Genomic DNA, 21,111 nt, shown 5'->3' with positions numbered 1-21,111 from the left:
TACGTTTTATGATGGAGCATACAACAAGGCTGGTTGCATAACTGGCCTTGTTCTTACTTTCCAGACCTTCTACCAATAACCTTAGTAAGGGTGATTTCATGAGTGCAGCGACCCCTGTCGTTGAGTTGAAGCAAATCACAAAGCGTTTTCCCGGGATTGTCGCAAACGATTCCATCTCTCTTAAGCTGCAAAAAGGGGAGATTCACGCCCTCCTTGGAGAGAACGGTGCGGGTAAATCGACCTTGATGAATATTGTTTTCGGCTTGTACCAGCCGGATGAAGGCGGTATCGAAGTCAATGGCCAGCCGGTTCTGATCGACAGCCCCAACAAGGCGATCGAGCTTGGAATCGGGATGGTGCATCAGCATTTTAAACTGGTTCAGCCGTTTACCGTTACCGAGAACATCATCTTGGGAATGGAACCGAAGAAAGGCATGAACATTGATTACAAATCCGCAGCCGAACAAGTCAAAAAGCTTTCCGAACAGTACGGCCTTCAAGTAAACCCCCATGCTAAAATACAAGATATTTCCGTCGGCATGCAGCAGCGTGTCGAAATCGTGAAGACGCTTTATCGCGGTGCTGACATCCTTATTTTCGATGAACCGACAGCGGTTCTGACTCCCCAGGAAATTACCGAGCTGATGGATATCATGAAACGTCTCGTTGCCGAGGGCAAGTCTATCATCCTCATTACGCATAAACTCAAGGAAATTATGCAAATTTCCGATACGGTTACGATCATCCGCAGAGGTAAAGTGATCGATACCGTCAAAACATCCGAGACGACGACACGCGAGCTGGCTGAGAAAATGGTCGGCCGGAGCGTCTCTTTCAAAGTCGACAAGAAGCCGGCGCAGCCGAAAGGTCCTGTCCTGCAGGTACGCAGTCTTAAGGCGAAATCGCACGACGGGCTGCCTGTTCTGAACGACTTGTCCTTCGACGTGAAAGCCGGGGAAATTCTCGGAATCGCCGGTGTGGACGGCAACGGGCAAAGCGAGCTGATCGAAGCGCTGACCGGTCTGCGCAAAGTGGACAGCGGATCGATCAAGCTGCTGGACAAGGAAATCGTCAACCGCTCACCGCGTCATATTTCGGAAGCGGGCGTGTCCCATATTCCCGAAGACCGGCATAAACACGGGCTTGTTCTTGATTTTTCCATGAGTGAGAACATGGTTCTCCAGACGTACCACCGTCCCGCTTTTAACCGCGGCGGTTTTCTGAATTACGAGGCGATCGATAAACAAGCCGAACGGCTGATTGAAGCGTTCGACGTCCGTACGCCGAGCATTCATACGAAAGCGCGTTCTCTCTCCGGGGGGAACCAGCAGAAGGCGATTATCGCCCGGGAGATCGACCGGAATCCCGATCTGCTTATCGCGGCGCAGCCGACCCGCGGCCTCGATGTTGGCGCTATCGAATTCGTGCATAAGCAGCTCATCGCCCAGCGCGACCAGGGTAAGGCGGTTCTGCTGATCTCCTTCGAGCTGGACGAGATTTTGAACGTATCGGACCGGATCGCGGTCATTTACGAAGGGGAAATAGTCGGGGAAGTTCTGCCGGAAAAAACGAACGATCAGGAACTTGGCCTGATGATGGCCGGCAGTATGAAGCGGGAAGGTGTGACCCATGAATAAAGTCATGAAGTTTTTTATGCGGGATTCCGCTATCATTCCTCTCGCGGCCATCGTGCTCGGGTTTGTATTCGGCGCCATCGTTATGCTGGCGGGCGGGTACAATCCCATAACCGCATACTCCTCGCTGTTTTCGCGGGTGTTCGGGAATATGTACGATTTCGGCGAAACGATCCGTGAGATTACCCCGCTCATTTTGACGGGGCTTGCCGTCGCTTTCGCTTTCCGTGCGGGCTTGTTTAACATCGGAGGAGAGGGCCAATTTATCGTCGGCATGACGGGAGCTTCCTTCGTCGGCATCAAGCTGGGCGGTCTGCCCGCCATCATTCATGCGCCGCTTGCCATTATCGTGGGCGCCGTTCTCGGCGGACTATGGGCGGCGATCGCCGGCTATCTGAAAGCGAAGCGCGGCGTGAACGAAGTTATCACCACGATCATGCTCAACTGGATCGCCCTTTATCTGGCGAACTACACGGTTAACCATTTCCTGCTTCTGAAAGGGCAGCAGCGTTCCGTCGACATTGAGCCGACGGCTTCGGTCAGCTTGGGCTGGCTGTCAGCGATGTTTGATAACGCCCGTCTGCACTGGGGAACGCTTTTTGCCATCCTTGCCGCCGTGTTCTTCTACTTCTTCCTGTGGAAGACGAAGCAGGGGTACGAGCTCCGTGCCGTAGGCCACAACACGAATGCCGCTGAATATGCGGGGATGAATGTGAACAAGAACGTCATCAAAGCCATGTTTATCAGCGGAATGTTTGCCGGCCTGGCCGGCGTGTTCGAGGTGCTGGGCGTGTTCCACTACCAGACCGTTATGCCGGCGTCGCCGGGTTACGGTTTCGACGGAATCGCGGTTGCCCTGCTGGGACTGACGAATCCGTTCGGCGTACTTCTTGCCGCTTCTCTGTTCGGTATCTTGACTTACGGATCCGCGGGAATGAGCTTTGGCGCCGACGTGCCGCCGGAGTTGATCCGGATCGTTATCGGTTCGATCATTTTCTTCGTAGCCGCACAAGGCATCGTGCGCTGGGTGATTGCCCCTCTCTATTTCAAGCGTAAGAAAGAGAAGGTGGTCTAGATGAGTTTGGATATTTTGGGTCAGCTGATCAATACAACGCTGGTGTTCTCGACGGCGCTCATATTTGCGGCCCTGGGCGGTATATTCTCGGAGCGTTCCGGGGTCACCAACATCGGACTGGAAGGCTTGATGGTATCCGGCGCGTTCGCCGCGGCGGTCAGCACGTTCTACGCACAGGAAGCCGGCATGGGCAGCATGTCCCCCTGGATCGGACTTCTGGCGGCGCTCGTATTCGGGGTTCTCTTTTCACTTATCCATGCCGTTGCGACCATCACGTTCAAATCGGACCAGGTCATCAGCGGTGTGGTCATCAACTTCCTGGCTGCGGGCGTAACGGTATACCTCGTCAAGCTTCTTTTCGAAGGTGCCGGTCAAACGGAAACGCTGACGGAAGTATTCAGCAAATGGGCGATCCCGGGTCTCTCGCAGATTCCGGTACTCGGTTACGGTATCTTTACGGCCTATCCGACCACCTATATCGCGCTGATTCTTGTAGCCGTATCGTATTATGTGCTGTTCAAAACGCCGTTCGGCCTGCGCCTCCGTTCCGTCGGGGAGCACCCGAGCGCGGCTGACACCGTCGGTGTCAACGTTCGCCGCATGCGGTATATCGGCGTTATGCTGAGCGGAGCTTTCGCCGGACTGGGCGGAGCCACGATCGCCCTGACGACGACAAGCAACTTTTCGCACAACACCATCTCCGGCCAAGGCTATATCGCCCTGGCGGCGATGATCTTCGGTAAATGGCACCCGGTAGGAGCGCTTGGAGCGGCCGTCTTCTTCGGTCTTTCCCAGGCGATCCGGAACTATGTGCAGTTGTTCGAATGGTCCCAGAGCATCCCGCAGGAGTTTATCTTTATGCTCCCGTATGTCTTGACCATTCTGGTACTTGCAGGTGCGGTCGGTCGTGCTTATCCGCCTGCCGCCCTCGGCGAACCTTACGATCCGGGCAAGCGTTAAGCCTTGCGGGATCAACGAAGCAAAAGCTGCTTTCCTTTTCAAAGGAAAGCAGCTTTTTTAGTTTCCTGCGGGTAAGGGCAGCGGAAGCGGTTGTGCTGGGGCCGACTTGGCCGGCCAATTAGAAGCAGTCCCCGTTTTACGTATTTCTGTCTTCGCCGCTGATTTGTATGCTCTCTCGTGTATCAGGGGCTGGTACCGGGGGGCTCAGCTGATGGCCTGCCCTACGAAGAAGCAGAATAATGGATATTCCTGACAAAAATCCGATTATACCTAACATAATCAGAAGATACTGCCAGGTTTCCGGCATATTTAACGCCAGCGGACTCAGAATAAGCGTGGCCCCCGTAACCGCCAAAAAAACGGATCTGCGGATGTGGGCACTCAGTGCCAGCTCGGGCAAGCTGTTTCTTTTAGCCGCTGAGATAATGCCCGTACACAGATAATAGATGAAGACGAGCAAAAAAGCGGAGTAGAGCAGTCCATGCGAGAACCGGAAGAAAGAAAATGCCTCGTCCGTTACCGGGGCTTCGCCCACATTGATTACATTAGGCAGTGACACAAAGATAAGTGCAATAGCGAGCAGGCGCGCCACCCGGAACGCCTGCTCCTGTTTTCCCAGCCCGCCGAGTGCGGAAGCGGCCATCCAAAATCCGATGAAATCGGGAAGCAAATCCACGGCTTGAATACGAAAATGGAGAAAAACGAGGGTCAATCCCCATGAGATCCGGACATAAAAGCGGTTCAACTTAAGGCAGCTCCCTTCTGGCTTGAACGATCGTTCGGATGCTTGAAGCCCTTAAATCCGATTCATAATTTATGAATCCGGTCATGTCGTCTTTAAAGCCGTCAGAAGTTTGCGCTTTGAGCCGGATGGCTTTTTCGATCCGGTTATATGCTTCGGCCGCTTTAGACTCCGGTGGTTCAGTTTCCGTGTCTTCGATCCGGTAAGACAAGCGTACGTAGTTTCCCTTTTTTACGGCTAAAGGAAATGAAATGTCTTCGACCGGGAGCCCTTCCGCTTCAACCTTGTCTCCTGGTCGGAGAGAGGTCCGGTAACCGGGTTCCTGTTCCAAAGAGAGTGTATCGAGATACAGTTTCAGGCGGGGGGAGCTGACATCCGTGTAAGAGGACTCCACCCCTGTCAGTATCAAGTCTTCTTTGGTCGTCACAAGAGTATATCCGGCATTCTGATTGGAAGTTCCGCCGCTTGAAAATTCGAACAAGGAGCGATCGACGGTGTTTTTAGCCGGCGGGGTAAGGGTAACGTGACCGATATCGAGCATGCGGGAACTTCCGTCATTGAACCAAGCGCGAACCTGCTTGATTTGCACAGGGGCAGCAGGCGGGTCTGTTTCCTGAATCTGCTGTTCCAGAGAGATCAGAACCGATTGATAATTTTGATAGGTATACCGGTTTTTATTTAAAAAATCGACGGAAGCATGGGGAAGCTCCGGAACTTCTACGTACACAATGTGAAGACCCCGGTGATTCTCCAGGAAGGAGAGTTTAAAGCTGGTACCCCGTTCAAGGGGGAGATCGATAAAATGGGAGAGGAAAACAGGCTCCGGCAGCTGATTCTTTTCATAAACCCACAGGTTCCCGACCCAGCTGGCCAAGGCCAGAAGAAAGACTGCGACCAACGGACTTTTTTTCAACGAACAGCCTCCGTTCCGGCATATTCTGCTCCTCGCTTCCGACAGAAGATCTAGCCGAAATTAATCAGGACATAACCGAAACAAGCGGCATTCAAAAGGAACGTGATACCCGCTCCTATAAGGATTCCTTGAACGACGGCTGTCCGTTTGCTGTAAATAAGGAGAAGCGGTAATACATAGATCATCTGTACGATGCCGATCCCAAAGAACATCGGAAGGGCAAAGAGCCATAGGAGATGGCCGAGCGCCACCCAGCCGATTCCTTTCCAGACATCCAGTCCGTTCCACGGACGACGAGGCCTTCCGGACCCGTCCTGATCGGGAGAGGGTGAAGAGGATGCCTGTTCGATGTCCATACCCGCTGCGTGATCTCCAGGTTCTACGTCCGGTGTGGACTCCGTTTCTTTTTCCTTTCCGGATTCGGATGAAGTTCCCGCCTCGGGCTGCATGCCGCTCCCAATCGGATCGTTTTTATAATCGCTCATGCAAGACCTCCTGTCTCCGCGCGCAGCTCCTCCAACAGTGCTTCCCGGCCGTCACGGTAAAATAAATTGTATGTGTCGAAGGGAATGATTCTTCCGTCGGGATGCGCGATATGCACACATGATTTTTTTACGGAACGGACATCGAAATTGTAGGGATCCAGGAACTGCATAATCAGCACGCGGAACACATTGTCATACCCGATATGCTCCGGTACGGCGACCGAGGGCAGACAGCAGAGCAGATTTTTAAGAGAAAGCGCCGACGATTCGGGAGAATGAGCGGTCGAGAATAGGTCGAAGACTTGATCCTTTAACGTCTGATCCTGCTCGAATACGATCGTATTGCGCCCGCCTTCCAGCAAAATCTGAGGATCGATCATTCCGGTCAGAGGTACGGCCTGCCCTCCCAGCTTCAAAGCATACCCCATGGCGAGGCAGTCCGGGTGACATGGAACCGGGATGATATCTTCCGGCTGAAAAATGCCGGATTGCTCGATAATCATCCGGCGCACTTCGCTGAGTGTCAGCCGGTCTTTGGCCGGATCGAACGCCTCCGTGCGGCCGGCCACTTGAACCGGCTGGAACGTGACGCCCCGGACCGCGCGCTGCTGCAGCCCGTAACGGATAATATCGCCGACCTCGGAGTCGTTGAGCCCTTTTTTCAGCGTCACCACGAGGGTGGTCGAGATGTTGAATTCGTTGAGATGTTCGATCGCCCGCCGGCGCACATCACGCAGGTCAGCCCCGCGCAGCTCGCGGAGGGCCTCTTCCTCAAAGCTGTCAAACTGGAGATACAGCTCGAACCCGGGCATATAGCCGGCCAGCCTCCGCACGAACTCCCGGTCCTGGGCGATTCTCAGCCCGTTGGTATTCACCATAAGGTGTTTAATGGGTTTTGTTTTGGCGAGATCGAGAATCTCAAAAAACTGGGGATGGATCGTCGGCTCGCCGCCGCTTATCTGCACGATATCCGGCTCTTCTTCGTTGCGTACGATAGCGTTAAGCATGGTTTCGATCTGCTCCAGAGAGCGCCAGGTCTCCCGTTTCGGAGAAGATTCGGCGTAGCAGATGGGACACTGCAGATTGCATTTGTCCGTAATTTCGAGAAGCGTCAGGCAGCTGTGCTGCTCATGATCCGGGCACAGCCCGCAATCGTACGGACATCCGTAACGGATCGGGGTGTTCCAGTGTTGGGGCATTTCCGCCGGTTTCAAAAATTCGCGGCACCGCTTGTAATACTCCACATCGTCCGAGATGAGGACCTTTTCCCGGCCGTGGCGGCCGCAATATTTAAGCAGATAAACGTTCTCATCCTCGATAATGACTTTCGCCTCCACCTTGCGGAGACATTGGGAGCATATGCTGTTGGTGAGCTCATAGAACAGATAAGGACGGTTTTTGGTAGGCATGGAGGTCAGGTTCCTTTCCCGATAAAGGTAGGTTTCGCAGTAAGCTTACGCCGCAGAAGCAGGGTGTAATAGACCAGGCCCGCCAGGCAGGCGAGCTGAATGTTGTTCAGTCCCGCATAAGGGTGGGGAGTCGGTTTTATAAAATCGATCAGCAGGCGGAAAAGCAGATAGCCTCCCATGAAAATAATGAACGACATCCCGTCCGGCAGGTGAATAGATCCTTGTCGGGACCGGATTTTCAGCAGGACGATAACGAGGCCGAGAAGAAGCAGGAAGGCGATCTCGTAAAGCTGAGTCGGATGACGGAGGATTCCATCGCCAAAATCCACACCTGTTACCCAGCTTGTCGGAGTCCCGTAGGTATGGTCATCCAGACCGGTCAGAAAACAGCCGATCCGTCCGATCATCATCCCCGTAATGAGCGGGAGTGCCATATCGTCGCCCGTGGAACGGGTGTGCCCGATTCTTTTTTTGGTCCATTCCACGCCGATCAGCCCTCCAAGAAGTCCTCCGACTATGGTTTTGCCTTCCATCAGATACGACATGTCGTTCCAGCGCTCCAGGGTCATAGCGGGGTCCTCCAGCCAGTAAAGCATTTTCGAACCGGCGGCGGCACCGAGCGTGGCAGCGACTAGAATCCAGAGAGCTTGGCTTGGCTGGAGTTTTTCCTTGCTTCGGGTATAGAGATAAAGCCGGAATCCGAAAAAGTATGCAAGCGCTTCAAAAAAAAGATGGGGATGCAGCCGGATAAATCCGAGGTCAATAAACACTGGAAAAGTCATGAGTTCCTCCCCGCTAAAGTTAAGGTAAATTATACCACACGTTACATGCGTGTCATATCGCTGCGGTATTCCGTAGGGGAGAGGCCGTACCATCTCCGGAACTGTTTGGAGAAGTAAAGCGGATCACGGAATCCAACGGAAAAAGCAATCTGCTCGATCGTCAGCTCCAGCCGCTCCCGCAGAAGCTGCCGGGCTTTATCGACACGGAGCTTGGACAGGAAAGTCACCGGCGTCTGGCCGGTATGCTCCTTGAACAGCCGGGACAGGTAAGCCCGGTTGTAGCCGAGCGCCTCCGCCATGGACTCGATCGAGATGTCCTCGGCATACTGCGCGGACAAGTAATGCAGCATCTGCTGCACCGTCACCTCCGCCCGGGAGCCGGAATGGGCCTTGCCCGGCTCGGGTAGGGGCGGCCGCGCCGCATCGGCGTATTCGGCAAGCAGCAGATGAAGATACCCGAGCGCACGAAGCGAGGCCGTGCCGCTCTTATGCCTCAGCGCGCGCTGCAGGCGCCGGAAAAGCGCCGGCACACGGCTGCCCGCTTGCGCCGTGTGAATAACCGGCTGTTCCGGCGTGAAGCCCGCTTCGCGCACACGGGCAGCCGTATCCGCACCGGTGAGGGCGAGCCAGCAGTAGCGCCAAGGGTCGGCTTCGTCGGCTTCATAGCCGACGAGCTGCTCCGGCGCGATGCAGAAGCTGTCACCGGGACCGAGAAGCCGCTCCCGGCCCGCTGCGGTAAAGCGCCCCCTTCCGGAGACAACCGTATGGATGAGGTAGTAATCGTACACCTTCGGCCCCAGGCGGTGAAGCGGTTTGGTCTGGCTTTCGCCGGAGAAGAGTATATGGAGAGCCGAATCTTCCGGCGGCTCCGGATTGGATACGACATAGTAAGTAGGCTCGGGCTTCATTGGACTTCACGTCCTCCTGTTTGCGATAATAAATGCAGAAAACGGGCGGGCAAGCGGGCGCAGTGTAAGATCTAATGTTTTTCTCGGCATATCACTGCCCTCTACAAGGGATGCCCGGCCCGTATCGTCTCCGCTTTTCTTTTATCCTACCATCTCGGGCTTAATCCGACATCACATTTTTCCATATGAACCTTACATCATTCCATAGGACTTTGAGTGGTTCCGGCTTATACTGAAGGTAGAAAGATGAAGCGATAATCCGTTAGAATATCAACTTAAATAAGAAACTACCTAAAGGCGGTGCCGAAATGGCCGATCTTAAACTCCTCAAAAAACAATTCACCGAACTTTACGGAGGTATGGAAGACGATATCACAGTTTTCCATGCTCCCGGCCGTGTCAATCTGATCGGGGAACATACCGATTACAACGGGGGCTATGTTTTTCCGGCTGCCCTGACTTTCGGCACCACTCTTCTTTTGCGCAGAAATGAGGAAGGTCTGCTTCGCATGGCTTCCACCAACTTCACCCATAAAGGATCCTGTTCCCTGGACGATGTTGTTTACCGGGAAGAAGACGATTGGATGAACTATCCGAAGGGCGTCGTCGCCCAGCTTCAGCAGAAAGGTCAAGGCCCGCGGTCCGGTTACGACATGCTGTATCACGGTGAGATTCCGAACGGGGCCGGGCTTTCATCCTCGGCTTCTATCGAAGTGGTCACGGGTTACGGACTGCTGGAAGCGGAGGGATACCCGGTAGACCGGGTTGAGCTGGCGCTGCTTTCCCAGAAAGCGGAAAACGAGTTCATGGGCGTAAACTGCGGCATCATGGACCAGTTTGCCGTTGCCAACGGACGCCAAGATCATGCGATTCTGCTGATGTGCGACACCCTGGAATATGAACTCGTTCCTTTTCAAAGCGGCCGTTACAAGCTTGTGATCGGCAACACGAATAAACGCCGCGGCCTCGTCGATTCGGCATACAACGAACGCAGAAGCCAGTGCGAGCAGGCCGTCCGGGATCTGCAAACCCGCTTTACGGATCTGACGCTTTTGGGTCAAATCAGTCTGGAGCAATTCGAGGCGAACAAAGAGGCCATCAAGGACGACATCGTCCGCAAGAGAGCACGGCATGTCGTGGAAGAAATCGACCGTGTGCTGAAATCGATAGACGTGTTGAAAGCCAATGATCTGGAAGCTTTCGGCAAGCTGATGACAGGTTCCCACGAATCTTTGCGCGATCTTTACGAAGTTACGTGCCGGGAGCTTGATGTGATGGTGGAGGCGGCGCTGGCCGTTCCGGGAGTTCTCGGATCGCGCATGACGGGTGCGGGCTTTGGAGGCTGTACCGTCTCACTCGTGCACGAAGACAGTATCGAAGCATTCCGCGAGCAGGTCGGATCGAGCTACAAAGAACAAACGGGTCTCACCGCCGATTTCTACGTTTGCAGCATCGGAGACGGCGTGGGCAGAATACAAAGCTAGGCCGAAAGCCGGGCTGTTTTGAGGATACAATGAGCGGATGAGCTCTTTTCCATAGAAAAGAAAACAACGATCGGGAGGCGGAAAAAATGGCGATTATGGTGACAGGCGGAGCCGGATACATCGGTTCTCATGCCGTAGCGGAACTGCTGGATAGAGGAGAAGAGGTTGTGATCGTCGACAATCTCCAGCAAGGGCATCGCGGTGCTGTATTGGGCGGCAAGCTGTACGAAGGCGATCTGCGGGACGAAGCTTTTCTGGACTCGGTATTCCGGGAAAACGAAATCGACGCCGTTATCCATTTTGCGGCGAACTCGCTGGTCGGGGAAAGCATGACCGATCCGGCGAAATATTACCACAACAACGTTTACGGAACTCTCTGCCTGCTGGAAAAGATGAAAAAGTTCGACGTGAAACGAATCGTTTTCTCTTCGACGGCAGCCACGTACGGCGAGCCCGAAAACACGCCGATCCTGGAAACCGACCGGACGGAGCCGACGAACGCCTACGGTGAAACCAAGCTGTCTATGGAGAAAATGATCAAATGGTTCGATCACGCTCACGGAATCAAGTCCGTTTCGCTGCGCTATTTCAACGCGGCGGGGGCACATGAAAGCGGGCGGATCGGGGAAGATCACCAGCCGGAAACACATCTGGTACCGCTTATCCTTCAGGTGGCGCTCGGACAGCGGAGCCACATCTCCGTCTTCGGAGAAGATTATGCGACGCCTGACGGAACCTGCATCCGCGATTACATTCACGTAAGCGACCTGGCGGACGCTCATGTTCTTGCCGTAGAGAAGCTGCGGCAGGGCGGAGAGAGCGGCGTTTACAATCTCGGAAGCGGCAACGGATTTTCGGTAAAAGAAGTGATCGATATCGCCCGCGAGGTGACGGGTCATCCGATTCCTGCCGTTGTCGAAGCCCGCCGTGCCGGAGATCCCGCGGTTCTTATCGCCTCTTCCGAACGCGCCCGCCAGGAATTGGGCTGGAAGCCAAAGCGGGACAATCTCCAGGCGATCATCGCCAGTGCCTGGGCTTGGCATCAAGCGCATCCGGACGGATACGCGGACGAGAAGTAACCTAACATCTGGAGTTTACCTGCCTGCCGGCGTAAGGAGTGAGTGAAGCGATGAATACGGACTTGGAACGGGAAAAAGCACAAAATCAGGCTGATCAAGCAGCGCTTGCCGTCGAACGACTGGTGTCGTTTGCCCTCGCGAAGGGGATGATCGGAGCCTTGGATGTATGCGCGGCGAGGAACGCGCTTTTGGACGCGCTGGGTCTGCCAGAGCCGTATCAAGGCGCGGAGACAGACGCGCAAGACGAAGAGGCGGCCGCGGAGCCCGGAGAAATGCTCGGAATTTTACTCGACTACGCCTATACCCGCGGACGTCTTGAAGCGGATACGACCACTTGCCGGGATCTACTCGACGCCCGTTTGATGGGACTTCTGATGCCGAGACCGTCCGAGGTTGCCCGGCAGTTCGGGGAAATCACCAGGAAAGACGGAGTAGGGAGAGCGACGGACTGGTTTTACGAGCTTTGCATAAACAGCAATTACATTCGTATGGACCGGATACGTAAGAACGGGTATTGGCCGGCTCCGACGGAATACGGAGATCTTGAGATTACCGTCAATTTGTCCAAGCCCGAGAAAGATCCGAAGGAGATCGCCCTTCTGCGGACGCTCAATCAGAGCGGATATCCCCAATGTCTCCTGTGCGTGGACAATGTAGGCTATGCGGGCAGGCTGGATCATCCAGCCAGGCAGAACCTGCGCATTCTTCCGCTTACGATTGACGGGGAAGCCTGGTACTTTCAATACTCTCCCTATGTCTACTACAACGAGCATTGCATCGTTTTAAACGAAAAGCACGTCCCGATGAAAATATCGGAACGGACTTTCCGCAGGCTCTTTGACTTTATCGAACAGATTCCGCATTATTTTGTGGGTTCAAATGCGGATCTGCCGATTGTCGGCGGGTCGATTCTGAGCCACGATCATTTTCAAGGGGGAAATCATAAATTTCCGATGGAGTCTCGCTCCCGTCGAGAGAGCGTTCGCTTCCGGCACGAACCCCGGCGTCTCGGTCGGAATCGTCCGGTGGCCGATGTCGGTCCTGCGGCTCGCGGGAAGCGGCCGCGAGGATGTTCTCCGTGCCGCCGACGAACTGCTTGCCGCATGGCGCGCCTACAGCGACCCGTCGGCCGACATCGCGGCGTTCACGGAAACGGCGGACGGTGTACGGGTTCCCCATAACACCGTCACCCCGATCGCCCGGTTCAATGCCTCCGGGCAGTACGAACTGGACCTCGTGCTCCGCAACAACCGCACGAGCGAAGAGCATCCGGATGGCATCTTCCATCCGCACCGCAACCTTCACCACATCAAGAAGGAGAACATCGGCTTGATTGAGGTGATGGGTCTGGCCGTTCTTCCTGGCCGTCTCCAGGAAGAAATCAGCGGAATCGCCGGGTTCCTTACCGGAGATTCCGCGTGGAACGGTGCGGACGGCCTGGAGTCGGGCCATCCGCTGGAGAAGCATGCCGCGTGGATCGGCGAGCTTGTCGCCGCAAGCGGCACGGCCCTTTCCCTGCCGGAGGCGCATGAACTCCTGCAGCGGGAAATCGGCGGCAAATTCAAGCGGGTGCTTGAAGATGCCGGCGTGTTCAAGCGGACCGATGCCGGTCAGGCGGCATTCGACCGCTTCCTGGGCAGCCTCGGCTACGTACCCGCCGAATAGGCCAAAAAAGCCTTTCGTCCTCCCACTTAGGAGGAACGAAAGGCTTTTTTATGCGCCGCCCGAAAGCGCCGCCCGAAAGCGCCGCCCGAAAGCGCCGCCCGAAAGCGCCGCCCGAAAGCGCCGCCCGAAAGCGCCGCCCGAAAGCGCCGCCGGAAGCGCCGCTCCGCCGGAAACGCCTATCCGGCCTGAGGCCCGCTTGCCCCGGCTTTGGCCGGACGGCTGCGCCAGACGGACATCGCAATAACCGCGACGAGCGCCAGGCCGGCCGCTACTGCAAAAGGCAGCTGAGCCGACAGGTGGTGGGCGATGTAGCCCGATAACACCGGAGCGATGGCCGCCCCCATCCAGCGCACGAAATTGTAGGCGCCGGACGTTACGCTCCGTTCAAACGGAGAAACCTCCATTACATGGCTTGTGAACAAAGCATTGTTCAATCCGCAGAACAAGCCGATGACGACAATCAGCAGAATTTGCAGCCACAGCGTGTGAACCAGGAACAGCAGCAGCAGGATGAGGCAGAACGCTCCAAGGCTCCACGGAATGATTTGCGAAGGTTTGTAGCGTTCTTCCAGAGTGTGAGCCAATTTCGCGGAACCGTAAGCAAGCATGAGGCCCCAGCCGAAGAAGACAAGGCCGAGCTGGATAGCCGACATATGGAGCATGAGTGGCGAATAAGCTAGAACGACGAAAAATCCGTAATAATAGAACATAGAGGAGCCCGCCACGCGCAGGAACGGCTTATGGGTTGCCAAGTGCATAAGCTCCTTGAGTCCCGCCGCTTTGCGGACGGATTTTTTCTCCGGTTCCTTAATCATGAACAGCACCAGCAGGAACGCGATAAGAACGAAACAGCCTGTCGCGATGAACGGCAGCCGCCAGGAAATTCCGCCGAGCAGTCCGCCGACAAGCGGTCCGCCCGCCATTCCGAGACCGATCGCGGCTTCGTACATGCCGACGGCAGTATTGGCCGAAGGCGTCAAGGCAATGAGCAGAGTCATCGCGGTGGCGAAGAACATGGAGTTCCCGAAGCCCCATCCTGCCCGGAACAAAGCGAGCTCGGTAATGCCGCCGGACGCGCCGCACAGAAAAGCGAAGACGGTCACGACGGCGAGACCGGCAACCATCATTTTTTTATCGCCGAAGCGGGTTGCCGCAAGTCCGGACGGAATCATCATAATCGCCATGGTAAGGATATAAGCGGTAAAAAGCAGCTCGATCTGCGCGGGATTCGCGCCGATTTTTTCGGCTATAATCGGGAGAATCGGATCGACGACCCCGATTCCCATAAAAGCAAGAAAAGTTGCAAACACCGTGACATAACGTGCGCGTGTTTGCTTTTTTATTCCCTGATCCATACAAATATGCACCCCTCGCACAAGTCTGGCCGGAAGTGGGTGCCACGAGCACGTCTATTGTCCGGAAGACGGAGTCTTACCGGAGGATGCCGCCGTTTGAGGCTGGCCGATCGCTTCACGCACCTTGGAGAGCAGGTCTTCCATATCTTTGCGGAACGCCTCCATCTTATGAATCTTGAGATCGAGCATGTCCACCTGTTCGGCGAGCCCGTCCGCTACGCGCTTTAGCTCCTCCTGTTTCTTAAGCTCTACGGCGTAGCCGTCCGAACCTTCGCGGTAGGAAGCGAGCAGCGTATCGATCGTCAGGAAATGCTGCAGCTCCTGCAAAGAAAAGCCGAGCACTTCGCGGGCCAGCAGCACTTTCTTCAGACGGTCCACGTTTTCCTGAGTGTACAGCCTTACGCCTCCATCACTGCGCGTAGGCGGCTCCAGAAGGCCGATCTCTTCATAATACCGGATCGTACGCTTGGTCAATCCCGTCTCCTTGGCGACATCATCAATTTTTAACCGTGTCATGTTTACCACTCCCAGTCGCTAATATCAAGATTACTCCTAATTAACGTTAACGTCAACGTTAACTTTATTTCCCCATAGATCAATTTGCAGTATACCTTTTTGAACCGGCCCCTTAATAACGGAGAGCCATGTCCATTAACATTCTTCTATAAGTATATCGTTTCCCGGGTCTTCTAACCAAATGGTTCAGCTTTGCGAAACGGCAAAAACCGCCACAACTATTGTTGGGGCGGTTCCGGTTTTATTGCGATAAGCTATCCTTAATACATGCTGTCTATTTCGCACTGTAAATCCGGATGCGCTCTCCATGGCGGAATTACATGCGGCTAGAGTTTTTTAGCCACGAGCGTGAACGATTTAGGAATACCTTTGTCGTAAATATCCGAAGACCGGTTGGGCTCTTCCTCCAGAATTTCGATAAATAATCCCGACGAGGCGGCGGCTGTAACGATTTCCCCCAGCGTCCATTTACGGTGCCGGACTTTAATTAAGGCCGACTCATCCTGCCCCTGCAGGAATTTGGAGTAAGCGACATCCGTCTCTTCTATAGAGGTATCGAAATAATCGCCGGTTACTTTGTGCTTCCGGACCTTGGCGGTCGAACCTCGTGAAGAAATCAATTTGGTCGTAACGGGATGAAAATCCTGCAGGATCAGCCGTCCGCCGGAAGCGAGGAGCCTGACCACTACATCGAATAGCGGTTTCAGTTCCAAGAAATAATGAAGAATGCCGAACTCCATTAGCGCGAGACCATAATCGCCGGTCAGCTCTTCCTCGGGAAGCTCCAGCACATCGGAGACGACGTAACGGACACGCACTCCCGCAGCCTCCGCCAGCTCCGTCCCGTATTTGGCGTTTTCCGCCGCGATATCTACAACCGTTACTTCGCGGGCACCCAGCATGCCTAGCGCTGCGGCTTTGCTGCCGTGGGAGCCGAGCAGATTAACGGCTTTAATTCCGCTGAGATCCCCGAGAAAACGGCTGAAAGACCGCACGGCTCCCTCCGGATTCCGGCTGATAAGCGCAGCTGCTTCCGCAGGGGTTCCGAACCGGTTCAGCCAAGCCTCGTAAGCGTGCTGGTTCCAGGCCGACTGGTTGTGTTCGCTGAATTGTTTTTGCACGGGGATTCCTCCTTTTGTTCCACAATCATTCATCATATAATAAAATCATCGGCAAATCCATCCGGTTCATACGGGTTTGCGGACAAGTTTTTTCCGTCTAAGGAGGAGTTCGTTTTGAAATTCAGAGTTTCCGCAGTCCAGCATCATCTGCATACCATTTCGAGCTTTGAGGAGTTTGCGGATCAAGTAGAGCATTACGTCAAAACGGCGCAGGAATTCGATTCCGATTTCGTGCTCTTTCCGGAGCTTTTTACAACCCAACTGTTGTCCATTCGCAATCCCGGGGAGGGAGCGCTGACGATCAACGATCTGCCCTCCTTTACCGACTCATATATGGAGCTGTTCAAGGGACTTGCCAAGTCGACCGGAATGCATCTCATCGGCGGCACTCATATCATCGAAGACGGCGGGCGCTTGTACAACTCCGCGTTTTTATTTTATCCGGACGGCCGGGTAGGGGAGCAGAGGAAGCTGCACATCACCCCGACGGAAGTGAAAGAGTGGAACATGGGAGCCGGCGACGCTCTTCAGGTATTCGACACGGACAAGGGCCGTATCGCTATTCTCGTCTGCTACGACATGGAGTTTCCCGAAATCGTCCGTATGGCCAAAGCCCGCGGCGCCGACGTTATTTTCTGTCCTTCCTGCACGGATGATCGTCACGGCTTCCACCGCGTCCGCTACTCCTGCCATGCCCGTACTATCGAGAATCAGATCTATGTAGTCGTGACCGGAACGATCGGGTCACTTCCTACCGTGGACTTTATGAGAGGAAATTTCGGACAAGCGGCTGTCCTTACCCCGAACGACGTCCCGTTCCCTCCCCGCGGCATACTGGCCGAAGGTGAAATCAACGACGATATGATCATTACCGCCGATCTGGATTTGGCCCTATTGGAAGAAGTCCGCGAGAAAGGCTCCGTAACCACGTGGCGCGACCGCAGAACCGATTTGTATACCGACTGGGTATAAATCCACAACTATAAGATCCCATCATTTTGAAAAAGACAAGCGGGTTACAGGAGCGGCACTAAAATTTAACGAAGCGGGGGCCTGAAACGAGATGAATGCGACACCGGAGTCCGAGACACCTAAGTATATGAAAAAAATGTACGTGTTCGACGGGGAGAAACCGGTTCCCGCTTTGATCAGAAGCTACACGGAAGCGGACTTCGAAGCTTTGATCGAAGTGCAGCGCCTAAGCTTTCCCCCGCCTTTTCCCGAGGAACTCTGGTGGAACGAAGAACAGCTTCGCAACCATGCGGGGCTATTTCCGGAGGGGGCTCTCTGCATCGAGATAGGCGGCAAAATCGTCGGCTCCATGACGGCGCTCCGCATCCCGTTCGATCCCTTGCATCCTGAGCATACATGGGAGGAAATCACGGACGGAGGCTATATCCGCAACCACGATCCCGAGGGAGATTCCCTCTATGTAGTGGATGTATGCGTAATGCCGTCTTACAGGAAGCTCGGCCTGGGCAAATGGCTGATGTTCTCCATGTACGAGACCGTCGTCCATCTGGGGCTGCGCCGTCTCCTGGGCGGGGGAAGGATGCCCGGTTACGGGGCACAGGCCGGTAAAATGACCGCCGATCAATACGTCGACGCGGTCGTGTCCGGGATGCTTCACGACCCGGTCCTGACTTTCCTGCTCCGGTGCGGGCGCATGCCGGTCGCCGTGCTGCCCAATTACCTGGAAGACGAAGATTCCCTTAACCACGCCCTTTTGATGGAGTGGAAAAACCCCTTTTTATAGAGGCTGCTCTCTATTCCTGAAGATGTGAGATGGACATAGCTTTAAGCAACACTACTTGAGAGGATGAGGCCCATGGACTACATACGTATTACCGATATCAACGACCCTTTATTTGCGAAAATGCACCGGCTTATGCAGACCGTTTTTCCCGCGGAAGAGGTGCTTGATTTTGACCTTTGGAAAGAACCGCTCCAAGATCCCGGTATCCGGGTGTTCGTAGCCGTTCACGAAGGTGAAGTTGTGGGTGCGACCGAGTACCGCTATTACACTGATCTGGGAATCGCGATGACCGACTTCACCATAATCGGCCGGCCGGGCCTGGGCATAGGCAGATTCCTGAGCCGTAAACGTCAGCATGACCTGGCGGATCTGGCTGCTCAAAGCGGAAAGCCCATGATCGGCATGTTCGCCGAGATCTATGATCCTTACCGGGTGGAGGACCATACGTTTGGCGGCGTAAAGCCGATGGATCCGTTCGTGCGCCGCGAGGTTCTGTCTCATCTGGGCTATCGCAGACTGGACTTTCCTTACGTTCATCCTTCCTGGCAGAACGACGGAGAAGCCGTAAACGAATTGGATTTGTGTTTCATGCCTACGGATGAGGACGCGGAATACTTGCCGTCTTCCCTTATTGCCGATTTTCTGACCCGATATTACGCCGTACTTGCAAATAAGCCGCATACGTGGCAGGAGATGATCTCGCGTCTCCGTTCAGCGGAGCGTACGGCGCTTCTTCCCCTATAGGCGGTAACGAGGATAGAATGAACCTATACTTGAGCAAGCCAGCGGCTTCTTCTTGTTGCAGGTCATGCGGGTCAGCGAAGTCCCGGCCTTTCCGCCAGATTATAAAAAGGGCTCCCATAGGGGCCCTTTTTTGTTTATTCGCTTAATCCTGTGTTTTTGCATCCGGGGTTTGCGTGTGCAGCTTGTCCTTATTTCGGATGGCGCGCTTATCTTCAGCCAGCTCCAGGGTGTCGTTAGCAAACTCCATATCCTGATTCTCTGCATTCATATGCGCGGTTCCCTTGTAGTTTCCGCGGTGCGTTTTGTTTTCCATGAGGGTGCCTCCTCTCTATATCTTAAGTCAGATGGAGTTAGCTTTCGTTTGCCGTTCGGAGAATATGCGCCTATACTCCTTCTTAAGAAGAGTAGTTTTCCTACGTATATAAAAACCCCCGGACGGATATGCTGATAGCATTGTCTCGCACAAGCAAAACAACTGGAATAAAAAACCTGTTGCAAAGCTATTGCTGACATGGTACATTAATTTAGCTGACACGGACGAGCCCTTGAAAAACAAGGCCGGAAGCGAAAGCTGAGAAATTAATCTTAAAAAAAGGTTGACTTCGAAAAATGGATATGGTATTATGGAATTCCGGCCAAGAGAAACGGGCCGATACAAAAGAGTAACATACACAAGATTGTCCTTTGAAAACTGAACAACGAGTGATTGAAGCGTCTCAGTAATGAGACATTAAAATGAGAAGAAATTCTCGTCAGCAACGAATGTTTGAGCTTAATCAGCTTGAGATAAACCGCTGGCCTTTGGCCGGCACAACTTTATCGGAGAGTTTGATCCTGGCTCAGGACGAACGCTGGCGGCGTGCCTAATACATGCAAGTCGAGCGGACTTGAAGAGAAGCTTGCTTCTCGGATGGTTAGCGGCGGACGGGTGAGTAACACGTAGGCAACCTGCCTGTAAGATCGGGATAACTACCGGAAACGGTAGCTAAGACCGGATAACCGGTTTCTCCGCATGGAGAGACTGTGAAACACGGAGCAATCTGTGGCTTACGGATGGGCCTGCGGCGCATTAGCTAGTTGGTGAGGTAACGGCTCACCAAGGCGACGATGCGTAGCCGACCTGAGAGGGTGAACGGCCACACTGGGACTGAGACACGGCCCAGACTCCTACGGGAGGCAGCAGTAGGGAATCTTCCGCAATGGACGAAAGTCTGACGGAGCAACGCCGCGTGAGTGATGAAGGTTTTCGGATCGTAAAGCTCTGTTGCCAGGGAAGAACGCCAAGGAGAGTAACTGCTCTTTGGGTGACGGTACCTGAGAAGAAAGCCCCGGCTAACTACGTGCCAGCAGCCGCGGTAATACGTAGGGGGCAAGCGTTGTCCGGAATTATTGGGCGTAAAGCGCGCGCAGGCGGTTTTTTAAGTCTGGTGTTTAATCCCGAGGCTCAACCTCGGTTCGCACCGGAAACTGGGAGACTGGAGTGCAGGAGAGGAAAGTGGAATTCCACGTGTAGCGGTGAAATGCGTAGAGATGTGGAGGAACACCAGTGGCGAAGGCGACTTTCTGGCCTGTAACTGACGCTGAGGCGCGAAAGCGTGGGGAGCAAACAGGATTAGATACCCTGGTAGTCCACGCCGTAAACGATGCATGCTAGGTGTTAGGGGTTTCGATACCCTTGGTGCCGAAGTTAACACAGTAAGCATGCCGCCTGGGGAGTACGCTCGCAAGAGTGAAACTCAAAGGAATTGACGGGGACCCGCACAAGCAGTGGAGTATGTGGTTTAATTCGAAGCAACGCGAAGAACCTTACCAGGTCTTGACATCCCTCTGACCGGCTTAGAGATAAGCCTTTCCTTCGGGACAGAGGTGACAGGTGGTGCATGGTTGTCGTCAGCTCGTGTCGTGAGATGTTGGGTTAAGTCCCGCAACGAGCGCAACCCTTGAACTTAGTTGCCAGCAGGTAGAGCTGGGCACTCTAAGTTGACTGCCGGTGACAAACCGGAGGAAGGCGGGGATGACGTCAAATCATCATGCCCCTTATGACCTGGGCTACACACGTACTACAATGGCCGGTACAACGGGAAGCGAAGGAGCGATCTGAAGCCAATCCTAGAAAAGCCGGTCTCAGTTCGGATTGCAGGCTGCAACTCGCCTGCATGAAGTCGGAATTGCTAGTAATCGCGGATCAGCATGCCGCGGTGAATACGTTCCCGGGTCTTGTACACACCGCCCGTCACACCACGAGAGTTTACAACACCCGAAGTCGGTGAGGTAACCGCAAGGGGCCAGCCGCCGAAGGTGGGGTAGATGATTGGGGTGAAGTCGTAACAAGGTAGCCGTATCGGAAGGTGCGGCTGGATCACCTCCTTTCTATGGAGACTCGGGTCCTGCAACGGACCCAGTCAAGAAGGCAGTGCCTTCAACCTTCAATCACTCGTTGTCAGTTTTGAAAGGAGAATTTGCTTCTCTTTTCAACCGTTGAT

Annotated in this window: 18 protein-coding genes, 1 rRNA gene and 1 pseudogene; 10 read left to right on the top strand and 10 right to left on the bottom strand. The window is 54.4% G+C overall.

Annotated features, from left to right (window positions below):
• The first annotated feature begins 98 nt into the window (after nt 1-98).
• From ABC395_RS24830 to ABC395_RS24820, 3 genes are read left to right on the top strand one after another with little or no spacing between them, the layout of a single operon-like run.
• The gene (locus ABC395_RS24830; RefSeq protein ID WP_413006390.1) at nt 99-1,637 is read left to right on the top strand and encodes an ABC transporter ATP-binding protein; all 1,539 of its coding nucleotides are present in this window, start codon (nt 99-101) and stop codon (nt 1,635-1,637) included.
• Nucleotides 1,630-2,709 carry an ABC transporter permease gene (locus ABC395_RS24825; protein ID WP_413006389.1) on the top strand — a complete coding sequence of 360 codons (1,080 nt, stop codon included), beginning with the start codon at nt 1,630-1,632 and terminating at the stop codon, nt 2,707-2,709. Before ABC395_RS24830 ends, ABC395_RS24825 begins: the two co-directional genes overlap by 8 nt.
• The gene (locus ABC395_RS24820; RefSeq protein WP_009675785.1) at nt 2,710-3,669 is read left to right on the top strand and encodes an ABC transporter permease; all 960 of its coding nucleotides are present in this window, start codon (nt 2,710-2,712) and stop codon (nt 3,667-3,669) included.
• Nucleotides 3,670-3,805: 136 nt separating this feature from the next.
• Here the strand turns inward: ABC395_RS24820 and ABC395_RS24815 are convergent, their stop codons facing one another.
• The 6 genes from ABC395_RS24815 to ABC395_RS24790 are packed head-to-tail and all read right to left on the bottom strand — an operon-like array spanning nt 3,806 to nt 8,908.
• Nucleotides 3,806-4,414 (bottom strand): hypothetical protein, encoded by a 609-nt coding sequence (locus tag ABC395_RS24815; RefSeq protein ID WP_413006388.1) that lies wholly within the window; start codon nt 4,412-4,414, stop codon nt 3,806-3,808.
• A gap of 1 nt (nt 4,415) precedes the next feature.
• Nucleotides 4,416-5,324 (bottom strand): hypothetical protein, encoded by a 909-nt coding sequence (locus ABC395_RS24810; protein ID WP_413006387.1) that lies wholly within the window; start codon nt 5,322-5,324, stop codon nt 4,416-4,418.
• 50 nt (nt 5,325-5,374) lie between these two features.
• A complete protein-coding gene (locus ABC395_RS24805; protein ID WP_413006386.1) occupies nt 5,375-5,809 on the bottom strand; it encodes a hypothetical protein in 435 nt (144 codons plus the stop codon).
• On the bottom strand, nt 5,806-7,218 hold the full coding sequence (locus ABC395_RS24800; protein ID WP_413006385.1) for a radical SAM protein: 1,413 nt from the start codon (nt 7,216-7,218) through the stop codon (nt 5,806-5,808). The genes ABC395_RS24805 and ABC395_RS24800 overlap by 4 nt, the downstream gene beginning before the upstream one ends.
• A gap of 5 nt (nt 7,219-7,223) precedes the next feature.
• Entirely contained in the window at nt 7,224-8,000 is a 777-nt protein-coding gene (locus ABC395_RS24795) for a prolipoprotein diacylglyceryl transferase (protein ID WP_413006384.1), read from the bottom strand.
• A 41-nt stretch (nt 8,001-8,041) separates the two neighbouring features.
• A complete protein-coding gene (locus ABC395_RS24790) occupies nt 8,042-8,908 on the bottom strand; it encodes a helix-turn-helix transcriptional regulator (RefSeq protein ID WP_413006383.1) in 867 nt (288 codons plus the stop codon).
• Nucleotides 8,909-9,216: 308 nt separating this feature from the next.
• Here ABC395_RS24790 and ABC395_RS24785 point away from each other — a divergent pair, with 308 nt between their 5' ends.
• The 3 genes and pseudogenes from ABC395_RS24785 to ABC395_RS24775 all read left to right on the top strand — a co-directional run bounded on the left by ABC395_RS24785 (nt 9,217) and on the right by ABC395_RS24775 (nt 13,136).
• Nucleotides 9,217-10,392 (top strand): galactokinase, encoded by a 1,176-nt coding sequence (locus ABC395_RS24785; protein WP_413006382.1) that lies wholly within the window; start codon nt 9,217-9,219, stop codon nt 10,390-10,392.
• Nucleotides 10,393-10,478: 86 nt separating this feature from the next.
• Nucleotides 10,479-11,471, top strand: coding sequence for a UDP-glucose 4-epimerase GalE (gene galE, locus ABC395_RS24780; RefSeq protein ID WP_413006381.1), 993 nt, complete (start codon nt 10,479-10,481; stop codon nt 11,469-11,471).
• 50 nt (nt 11,472-11,521) lie between these two features.
• Nucleotides 11,522-13,136: pseudogene (locus ABC395_RS24775) on the top strand (UDP-glucose--hexose-1-phosphate uridylyltransferase).
• Between the two features lie 176 nt (nt 13,137-13,312).
• On the opposite strand, the gene ABC395_RS24770 reads toward ABC395_RS24775, so the two are convergent.
• The 3 genes from ABC395_RS24770 to ABC395_RS24760 form a co-directional block, all read right to left on the bottom strand.
• Nucleotides 13,313-14,491, bottom strand: a complete 1,179-nt coding sequence (locus ABC395_RS24770; protein WP_103995646.1) for an MFS transporter — start codon at nt 14,489-14,491, stop codon at nt 13,313-13,315.
• A gap of 54 nt (nt 14,492-14,545) precedes the next feature.
• Nucleotides 14,546-15,007 (bottom strand): MerR family transcriptional regulator, encoded by a 462-nt coding sequence (locus tag ABC395_RS24765; protein ID WP_413006380.1) that lies wholly within the window; start codon nt 15,005-15,007, stop codon nt 14,546-14,548.
• Nucleotides 15,008-15,333: 326 nt separating this feature from the next.
• Nucleotides 15,334-16,128, bottom strand: a complete 795-nt coding sequence (locus ABC395_RS24760; protein WP_413006379.1) for a class I SAM-dependent methyltransferase — start codon at nt 16,126-16,128, stop codon at nt 15,334-15,336.
• 114 nt (nt 16,129-16,242) lie between these two features.
• On the opposite strand from ABC395_RS24760, the gene ABC395_RS24755 reads away from it, so the two are divergent.
• The 3 genes from ABC395_RS24755 (at nt 16,243) to ABC395_RS24745 (ending at nt 18,628) form a co-directional block, all read left to right on the top strand.
• Entirely contained in the window at nt 16,243-17,100 is an 858-nt protein-coding gene (locus ABC395_RS24755) for a carbon-nitrogen hydrolase family protein (RefSeq protein WP_413006378.1), read from the top strand.
• Between the two features lie 91 nt (nt 17,101-17,191).
• Nucleotides 17,192-17,884: a GNAT family N-acetyltransferase gene (locus ABC395_RS24750; RefSeq protein WP_413006377.1), complete on the top strand. Its 693-nt coding sequence runs from the start codon at nt 17,192-17,194 to the stop codon at nt 17,882-17,884.
• Nucleotides 17,885-17,956: 72 nt separating this feature from the next.
• Complete coding sequence (locus tag ABC395_RS24745) at nt 17,957-18,628, top strand: GNAT family N-acetyltransferase (protein WP_413006376.1); 672 nt, start codon at nt 17,957-17,959, stop codon at nt 18,626-18,628.
• A 142-nt stretch (nt 18,629-18,770) separates the two neighbouring features.
• Here ABC395_RS24745 and ABC395_RS24740 read toward each other — a convergent pair whose 3' ends face one another.
• Nucleotides 18,771-18,941, bottom strand: a complete 171-nt coding sequence (locus ABC395_RS24740) for a hypothetical protein (protein WP_413006375.1) — start codon at nt 18,939-18,941, stop codon at nt 18,771-18,773.
• Nucleotides 18,942-19,444: 503 nt separating this feature from the next.
• Here ABC395_RS24740 and ABC395_RS24735 point away from each other — a divergent pair.
• Nucleotides 19,445-20,998: ribosomal RNA gene (locus tag ABC395_RS24735) — 16S ribosomal RNA — on the top strand.
• The last annotated feature ends 113 nt before the right edge of the window (nt 20,999-21,111 follow it).

This window comes from Paenibacillus canaveralius, assembly GCF_047238265.1.
GTDB lineage: Bacteria > Bacillota > Bacilli > Paenibacillales > NBRC-103111 > Paenibacillus_F.
This window is presented reverse-complemented; position numbering and strand designations above follow the sequence as displayed.